The sequence below is a fragment of the Pseudomonas sp. MB-090624 genome (genome assembly GCF_003205245.1).
GTDB lineage: Bacteria > Pseudomonadota > Gammaproteobacteria > Pseudomonadales > Pseudomonadaceae > Aquipseudomonas > Aquipseudomonas juntendi.
This window is the reverse complement of record NZ_QJRK01000015.1, coordinates 99644-108662: the sequence shown is the minus strand read 5'-3', so window position 1 is coordinate 108662 and position 9019 is coordinate 99644. Positions and strand designations below refer to the sequence as shown.

The 9019-nt window shown below is 63.8% G+C and carries 6 protein-coding genes; 5 read left to right on the top strand and 1 reads right to left on the bottom strand.

The annotated features are described in order from the left end of the window. Window positions 1-356 precede the first annotated feature (356 nt). Window positions 357-806, bottom strand: a complete 450-nt coding sequence (locus DMX12_RS10910; RefSeq protein ID WP_232108668.1) for a hypothetical protein — start codon at window positions 804-806, stop codon at window positions 357-359. A gap of 572 nt (window positions 807-1378) precedes the next feature. Between DMX12_RS10910 and DMX12_RS10905 the strand changes: the two genes are divergently transcribed. The 5 genes from DMX12_RS10905 (at window position 1379) to dbpA (ending at window position 8961) form a co-directional block, all read left to right on the top strand. Further along, the gene (locus DMX12_RS10905; RefSeq protein ID WP_110677494.1) at window positions 1379-3181 is read left to right on the top strand and encodes an acyl-CoA dehydrogenase; all 1803 of its coding nucleotides are present in this window, start codon (window positions 1379-1381) and stop codon (window positions 3179-3181) included. A 31-nt stretch (window positions 3182-3212) separates the two neighbouring features. Continuing rightward, window positions 3213-4658, top strand: a complete 1446-nt coding sequence (locus DMX12_RS10900; protein WP_110677492.1) for a TldD/PmbA family protein — start codon at window positions 3213-3215, stop codon at window positions 4656-4658. Beyond that, window positions 4655-5974 carry a TldD/PmbA family protein gene (locus tag DMX12_RS10895; RefSeq protein WP_110677490.1) on the top strand — a complete coding sequence of 440 codons (1320 nt, stop codon included), beginning with the start codon at window positions 4655-4657 and terminating at the stop codon, window positions 5972-5974. Before DMX12_RS10900 ends, DMX12_RS10895 begins: the two co-directional genes overlap by 4 nt. Window positions 5975-6083: 109 nt before the next feature. Beyond that, on the top strand, window positions 6084-7511 hold the full coding sequence (mdtD, locus tag DMX12_RS10890) for a multidrug transporter subunit MdtD (RefSeq protein WP_029887785.1): 1428 nt from the start codon (window positions 6084-6086) through the stop codon (window positions 7509-7511). 112 nt (window positions 7512-7623) lie between these two features. After that, window positions 7624-8961 (top strand): ATP-dependent RNA helicase DbpA, encoded by a 1338-nt coding sequence (dbpA, locus tag DMX12_RS10885; RefSeq protein WP_232108669.1) that lies wholly within the window; start codon window positions 7624-7626, stop codon window positions 8959-8961. Window positions 8962-9019 lie beyond the last annotated feature (58 nt).

Genomic DNA, 9019 nt, shown 5'->3' with positions numbered 1-9019 from the left:
ATGCGCAAGTACCTGACAGGCATCTGGGCGTGCATGAGCGGAGATGAGCCATTTGATACGGCCAAGCTTTTCAGCTCTGAACACCTCAGAAAAGCTTGACCGCCAACAGAGTATCTACGTTTGTTTCGGGCCAATCATTCCTGTGGAATTTGCGCGCGAACGCTTTGGCGCATGGCTTGATATTGTGTCGTATGAACAAGGCGGTCGCGCACGCCTGTCACAGGCCTCACTGGCCCGAAACAAACGTAGGAGCGAGCGCCAGCTCGCGATGCGCCGCGCGGGCGGCGCTCGGTCTTACAGGCGCCGAAGCTGCTGCGGCGAACAAAGCGGGCATCCGTTGCCGAGCAGGTGCCACGCTATCGTTCCAAGATGCGCGACCCAGAGTTACGCCAAAGCCACCAGATACTCCACCCCTTAAACGCTTCTGAAGCAAGCAACAACCCAACCCATATCCAGTTATTGATACCAGCAACGACCATGGGCAAGAGCAAAATCACCGAAACTGACGGAACAATGAAAAAAAATCTGAATGGTATCTGCACCAGCGCCAAAAACACCACGAATTTTTGACACCTGAAAAAACCCATGCATGTAACAATAACTGAAAGCTGTAAAAACAGCCCGATCCAGATCACAAGACCTGAGCCACCCCAACTCCGCGCCACTTCGAGACCACTATTTAAATCCGACCAAAAAGGTATTGCTCCTCGGGCAACATTACGCAAGATGTACAAAATAATATAAAACGTATCCATACTCGCCCAAAGCAAATGTATAGCGCGCAGCTTCTTAGTATTTGACACCATCAATAGGCACCTCTTCTATATTCATACTCCTCGTCAGGCACAACAGGACGCCAGTGCCAGGATTCCCCGGTGATCGCCCATGGATCATCAGCCTGTACATAATTTTGCGTTATCCGTCGTACATCCCCATATCGATGTATAGCCGACAGTCTGGCGAAACTTCGCTCATTTTCGCCCAACGGCATCCACCTCTGACTTACAACCCTACGGGTATTGGCGTAGTCTTTCCCGTCGCTCGCAAAAAAACGTCCCTCATCCCCTCGGGAGGTTACGAAGTTTGCGGCTAATGCCACACCAGTCCAGAGATCACTTTGGACGTAGGAAATTTCTACGACGCACGTAGGTACCAAGACTGATAGCTGCATGCCTTTTGATCTCACAGGTGCTGGAATGCTTGCTGCGAGCATCTGGTTCCGTTGACGCTCACTCAACCCAGCCCCTTCCCCCGTCAATCAACATCACACGCTCCAAATACGAGGATCTGTGACTGAACATCATTTGTATCGATCATGGTAGCCAGTCTTATTCGGCCGATCCTAGACTCGCCTCAAGCCCGCTCAAGGACCGCCCCCATGCCCGAGACCCTGCTCAGCCCCCGCAACCTCGCCTTCGAACTCTACGAAGTCCTCGACGCCGAAGCCCTCACCCAGCGCCCACGCTTCGCCGAACACAGCCGCGAAACCTTCGACGCCGCGCTGACCACCGCGCGCACCATCGCCGAGAAGTTCTTCGCCCCGCACAACCGCAAAGCCGATGAAAACGAGCCACGCTACGTCGACGGCCGCGCCGAGCTGATCCCCGAGGTGAAACCCGCCGTCGACGCGTTCCTGGAGGCCGGTTTCCTCAACGCCAACCGCGACTACGACGCAGGTGGTATGCAACTGCCCAGCCTGGTCTCGCAAGCGTGCTTCGCGCACTTCCAGGCCGCCAACGCCGGCACCACAGCCTACCCGTTCCTGACCATGGGCGCGGCCAACCTGATCGAAAGCTTCGGCACGCAGGAGCAGAAGCGCCTGTTCCTGCAGCCGATGATCGAAGGCCGCTTCTTCGGCACCATGGCCCTGACCGAACCCCACGCCGGCTCGTCGCTGGCCGATATCCGCACCCGCGCCGAACCTGCCGGCGACGGCAGCTATCGGCTCAAGGGCAACAAGATCTTCATCTCCGGCGGCGACCACGAGCTGTCGGAAAACATCGTGCACATGGTACTGGCCAAGCTGCCGGACGCCCCGCCTGGGGTGAAGGGCATCTCGCTGTTCATCGTGCCCAAGTACCACGTCAACCCCGACGGCAGCTGCGGTCCGCGCAACGATGTGCTGCTGGCCGGGCTGTTCCACAAGATGGGCTGGCGCGGCACCACCTCCACGGCGCTCAACTTCGGTGACAACGGCCAGTGCGTCGGCTATCTGGTCGGCCAGCCGCATCAAGGCCTGGCCTGCATGTTCCAGATGATGAACGAAGCGCGTATTGGCGTCGGCATGGGCGCGGTGATGCTGGGTTATGCCGGCTACCTGTATTCGCTGGAATACGCCCGCCAGCGCCCGCAGGGCCGCCTGCCGGACAACAAGGACCCGCACAGCAGCGCGGTGCCGATCATTCAGCACACCGATGTGAAACGCATGCTGCTGGCGCAGAAAGCCTACGTCGAAGGCGCCTTCGACCTTGGCCTGTACGCCGCGCGCCTGTTCGACGACACCCAGACCGGCAGTGATGAGAGCGCCCGCAACCAGGCGCAGGAACTGCTCGATCTGCTCACCCCGATCGTCAAGTCCTGGCCCTCGGCGTTCTGCCTCAAGGCCAACGAACTGGCGATCCAGATTCTCGGCGGCCACGGCTACACCCGCGAATACCCGGTGGAGCAGTACTACCGCGACAACCGCCTGAACCCGATCCACGAAGGCACCGAGGGCATCCAGTCGCTCGACCTGCTCGGCCGCAAGCTGGCGCAGAACAATGGCGCCGGCCTCAAGCAACTGCTTCGCCGAATCGCCGCCACCGGCGAGCGCGCCAGCCACCACCCCAACCTCGACCCGCTGCGCCAGCCACTGGAGCAACTGGTCAACCGCCTGCAAGGGGTCACCCTGACCCTGCTCGGTGACCTGGCCCAGGGTCAAGTCGCCGGCGCGCTGGCCAATTCGGCCCTGTACCTGAAGGCCTTCGGCCACTGTGTAATCGGCTGGCGGTGGCTGGAACAGGCAGTCCACGCCGAACTTGGGCTGCTCAAGGCCGACGCTGGCGAGCGCGACTTTTACCTCGGCAAGCTGCAAGCCGCCCGTTATTTCCTGACCTGGGAAGTACCAGGCTGCCATAATGAGCTGGCATTGCTCGAGGCGCGCGACGACACTTGCCTCGCCATGCAGGACGAGTGGTTCTAGGGGGAGCCACCGTGTACACGGAGGCTTGCACATGTTCGATTCCAGCGCCCTGCTGCGCCAGCGCTTTGCCGCGCTGCGCAGCACGGCCGAGTTGTTTTCCCTGCGCCATGTGAAACAGTCGCACCAGGCGCTTTCGGTTCGCCGCAATGTGGCCGAGCCACCCTCGTTCAGCCAGGACGAGGGCGCGATGCTCACCGTACGGGTCAATGGCGTGGAGGCCTATGCGGCCACCGCCGACCTGTCGCAGGCCGGCCTGCAGCGCGCCTTGGAGCAAGCCGAAGCACTGGCACGGCAGATCGCCCGGCATAGCCTGCTGGACCTGCGCGGGCAACCCGTGCCCAGCGCCCGCCACGACCACATCTCGCCCAACTTCGACCAGCCCGTGCCCAGCCTGGCCGACTGCCTTGGCTTGCTCGCCGCCGAATCAGCCAGCGTACCCAAGGACAGCCGCCTGGTGGACTGGCAGGCCAGTCTGGGCCTGAGCCTGGTCGAGCAGACCTACCTGAACTCAGCCGGCGCCGAGCTGCGCCATGCACAGCGCTTTCTGTTCCCGGGGCTGGGGGTAACTGCCAGCAACAGCCAGGACAGCCAGAGCCGCAGCCTGGGCCGCGACAATTTCGGCCAGCAAGGCGGCTACGAGATCGTTGAGCGTTGTGGCCTGGTTGGCGCCGCCAGCCGGGTCGCCGACGAGGCCCTGCAGTTGCTGCTGGCCCCTAATACGCCCAGTGGCCCGCGCGACCTGCTGTTGATGCCCGACCAGATGATGCTGCAGATTCACGAATCGATCGGCCACCCGCTGGAGATGGACCGCATCCTCGGTGACGAGCGTAACTACGCGGGCACCAGCTTCGTCAAAGCCAGTGACTTCGGCTACCTGCAGTACGGTTCCAGCCTGCTGAACGTGACCTTCGACCCGACCATCGGCGAAGAACTGGCCAGCTACAGCTTCGATGATGACGGCACTCTGGCCAGCAAGCAGTTCCTGATCCGCGACGGCCTGCTGCTGCGCCCGCTGGGCGGCGCGCTATCGCAGTTCCGCTCCGGCCTGGACGGTGTGGCCAACAGCCGCGCCTGTGGCTGGAACCGTGCGCCGATCGACCGCATGGCCAACCTCAACATCGAGCCGGGCGAGCACTCACTCGAACAACTCATCGCGGGCATCGAGCACGGCATCCTGATGCGGACCAACCGGTCCTGGTCCATCGACGACGCGCGCAACAAGTTCCAGTTCGGCTGCGAATGGGGCCAACTGATCGAGAACGGCGAGCTCAAGGGCATCGTCAAGAACCCCAACTACCGTGGCATCTCCGCACAGTTCTGGCGCAACCTGGCAGCGGTCGGCGACCGCAGCACCTTCCAGGTACTGGGCACGCCCAACTGCGGCAAGGGCGAACCCAACCAGGTGGTGCGCGTGGGCCACGCCTCGCCGGCCTGCGTGTTCCGCCAGATCGACGTATTCGGAGGCGACGCCTTATGAAACACGCTTTTGAAACCCTGGCCGGGGAGGTGCGCGCCGCCCTGGAAAGTGGCGAGCAGTTCACCCTTGGCTACAGCGCCGAGCAGTCCCAGTTCGTGCGCTTCAACCACGCCAAGGTGCGCCAGGCCGGGCATGTCAGCCAGGCCAGCGCGCAGCTGCGGCTGATCCGCGACGGTCGCCAAGCCGAACAGCAGGTGACCTTGAGTGGCGATGCGCAACTGGACCGCCAACGCTTGGCGGATGCCCTGGCGCAACTGCGCCAGACCCTGCCACTGCTGGCCGTCGACCCTTACCTGCGCCTGGACGAAAGCGCCTGGCACAGCTACAGCCAGCAACAGCAGCCGCTACCTGAGCTCAGCGATGTGCTGGCGTTGCTCGACCGCGAAGCGGGTGATCTGGACCTGGTCGGCATTTATGCCGCGGGCCCGGTCTGCCGGGGCTTCGCCAGCTCGTTCGGCGCCTTCGGCTGGCACCAGGCCAACAGCTTCAACTTCGACTGGAGCCTGTTCCACGAAAACGGCCAGGCGGTGAAGGCCAACTACGCCGGCCAGGTGTGGAACCCCGACGACTTCACCGCGCGCCTGCGCCAGGCGCGGGAGCAGTTGGGCTTCCTCGGGCGCCCGGCGGTCACCCTCGAACCCGGCAGCTACCGTGCCTACCTGGCCCCGGCGGCGATGGACGAAATCGCCGGCATGCTGTGCTGGGGCGGTTTTTCCGCCCAGGCGCTGGCCACCGGCAATAGCGCCTTGCAGCGCCTGTACAACGGCGATGCAAGGCTGAGCCCGCTGGTAAGTTTCACCGAGCAGGTCAGCGGCTCGCTGAGCCCGGCGTTTTCCGATGAAGGCTCACCGCGCCTGGATGTGCCGCTGATCCAGCAAGGCCGGGCGGCGCAACGGCTGATCAGCGCGCGCAGCGCCGCCGAATTCAAGCTGCTGGCCAACGGCGCCGACAGTTACGAGTCGCCCTGCGCACTCAGCCTGGCACCGGGTGGCCTGCCCATGGACGAGGTCTTGCAGCGGCTGGGCACTGGGCTGTACATCAGCAACCTGTGGTACCTCAACTACTCGGACTTGCCAGCAGCGCGTATGACCGGGCTGACCCGGTTCGCCACCTTCTGGGTGGAGAACGGGCAGATCCAGGGGCCAGTGAGCACCATGCGCTTCGATGACAGCCTGTACAGTTTGCTCGGTAGCCAACTGGAGGACCTGACCCAGGAGCGCGAGATGATCCTGTCGACCAGCACCTATGGACAACGCAGCACCGGGTCGAGTCATTTGCCAGGTGCGCTGGTCAAAGGCCTGACCCTGACATTGTGATTGGACTTGCCGGCCCTTTCGCGGCTAAAGCCGCTCCTACAACAAACGCGTAACCCCTGTAGGAGCGGCTTTAGCCGCGAAGAGGCCGGCACTGACAAACGAGGAAGTCATGCCCGAACGCACCCCGCTAGACCCCGCCACCGCCCGCTGGATCCCCTGGGTGGTCGCCATCGCCTTCTTCATGCAGTCCCTGGACGGCACCATCCTCAACACCGCGCTGCCGGCCATGGCCCGCTCGCTGGCCGAAGACCCGCTGCGGATGCAGGGCGTAATCATTGCCTACATGCTCACGGTGGCCCTGCTGATACCCGCCTCGGGCTGGATCGCCGACCGCTTCGGCACCAAGCGCATCTTCTTCAGCGCCATCCTGCTGTTCAGCTTTGGTTCGCTGCTATGCGCCGCCGCCAACAGCCTTGGCTTCCTGATTTTCGCCCGTGTGGTGCAGGGCCTGGGCGGTGCGCTGATGCTGCCGGTCGGGCGGCTGGTGGTGTTGCGCGCCTACCCGCGCAGCGAGCTGGTACGCATCATGAGCTTCATTACCATCCCCGGCCTGCTCGGGCCACTGCTGGGTCCGACGGTGGGCGGCTGGCTGGTGGAGATCCTCAGCTGGCACTGGATTTTCCTGCTCAACCTGCCTGTCGGCCTGCTGGGCTGCTACGCCGTCTGGAAGTTCATCCCCGACCTGCGCGGCGCTGAACGCACCCGCTTCGATACCCCTGGCTTCCTGCTGTTCGGCGCCGCGATGGTGCTGATCACCATTGCCATGGAGGGGCTCGGCGAGCTGCACCTGCCGCACCTGCGGGTGATGCTGCTGCTGTTTGCCGGCATGGCGTGCCTGGCTGCCTACTGGCTGCGCGCCGGGCGCGACCCCGAGCCGCTGTTCTCGCCCAGCCTGTTCCGCGTGCGCACCTTCGCCATTGGTATCCTGGGCAACCTGTTCGCGCGCCTGGGCAGCGGCGCCCTGCCGTTCCTGGTGCCGTTGCTACTGCAAGTCGCACTGGGCTATTCGCCGGCCCAGGCCGGCATGAGCATGATCCCGCTGGCGGCGGCGGCAATGGTGGCCAAATCCCTTGCCAGGCCGTTGATCGAACGCTTCGGCTACCGCATCATCCTGACCAGCAATACCTTGCTGCTGGGGCTGCTGCTGGCCAGCCTTGGGCTGGTTGACGAGCAGACGTCCTATGCCGTGTTGCTGATCCAGCTGGGGCTGCTGGGCGCGGTCAACTCGATGCAGTTCACGGCAATGAACACGGTAACCCTGATCGACCTCGACGATGCCAGCGCCAGCAGCGGCAACAGCCTGCTATCGGTGGTCGCGCAGCTGGCGCTGAGCCTGGGCGTGGCCTGCGCCGGCGCCCTGCTTGGCGGCTTCACCGCCGCCGGCAGTGCCGAAGGCGTTGACACCACGCTGGGCGCCTTCCAGCTGACCTTCGTCACCATCGGCGTGATGGCCATGCTGGCGGCGGCGATCTTCCTGCAGCTGGCACCGACGGACGGAAGGCGTGCCCGTCGTCCGGAACACCACATGGAGTCTTAGGGCGAATGGCCACGAGGCTGGTAGACTATGCGGCATTTTTCGCTTCGCACCGCAGGCCCGCCTCGTGACCACCGAATCCACCGCCTTTGCCACCTTGCCGCTGTCCACTGCCATGCTGGCCAACCTGGACGCCCTCGGCTATGCCGCGATGACTCCGATCCAGGCCCAGAGCCTGCCGGTCATCCTCAAGGGCCAGGACCTGATTGCCCAGGCCAAGACCGGCAGCGGCAAGACCGCCGCCTTCGGCATCGGCCTGCTGAACCCGATCAACCCGCGTTACTTCGGCTGCCAGGCCCTGGTGCTGTGCCCGACTCGCGAACTGGCCGACCAGGTCGCCAAGGAACTGCGCCGCCTGGCCCGCGCCGAGGACAACATCAAGATCCTGACCCTGTGCGGTGGTGTTTCGCTGGGCCCGCAGATCGCCTCACTGGAACACGGTGCGCACATCATCGTCGGTACGCCTGGGCGCATCCAGCAGCACCTGGACAAAGGCACGCTGGTACTCGATGGCCTGAACACCCTGGTGCTCGACGAAGCCGACCGCATGCTCGACATGGGCTTTTTCGATGCCATTGCCAGCATCATCGGCAAAACCCCATCGCGCCGCCAGACCCTGCTGTTCTCGGCCACCTACCCGGCCGGCATCAAGCAACTGGCCGCCGACTTCATGCGTAACCCGCAGCAAGTGAAAGTCGAGAGCCTGCACACCGACAACCAGATCGAGCAGCGCTTCATCGAGATCGACCCAGAGCAGCGCCTGGAGGCGGTGACCCGTGTGCTGGGCCACTATCGCCCGCAGTCGTGCGTGGCGTTCTGCTTCACCAAGCAGCAGTGCGAAGACGTGGTTGCCCACCTGACCGCCAAGGGTATCGTCGCCCAGGCGCTGCACGGCGACCTGGAGCAGCGCGACCGCGACCAGGTTCTGACCATGTTCGCCAACCGCAGCAGCTCGGTGCTGGTGGCCACCGACGTGGCCGCGCGCGGCCTGGACATCGATGGCCTGGACATGGTCATCAACGTCGAGCTGGCACGCGATGCGGAAATCCACGTGCACCGCGTGGGCCGTACTGGCCGCGCTGGTGAGAAGGGCCTGGCGGTGAGCCTGGTTGCCCCGGCAGAAGGCCACCGCGCCCAGGCCATCGAGCAACTGCAGAAGAGCCCGCTGCGCTGGGACCAGCTCGACAGCCTGAAGAACAAGGGCGGCGAGCCGCTGCTGCCGGTGATGAGCACCCTGTGCATCGCCGCCGGGCGCAAGGACAAGCTGCGCCCTGGCGACATTCTCGGGGCGTTGACCGGTGATGCCGGGATCCCGGGCAAGCAGGTGGGCAAGATCGCGATCTTTGACTTCCAGGCGTTTGTGGCAGTGGAGCGGGCGCTCGCCAAGCAGGCCATGCAGCGCTTGAACAGCGGCAAGATCAAGGGCCGGTCCCTGAAAGTTCGCATCGTCTGACATTTTTGGGGCTGCTTTGCAGCCCATCGCAGGCAAGCCAGCTCCCACAGGATCACCG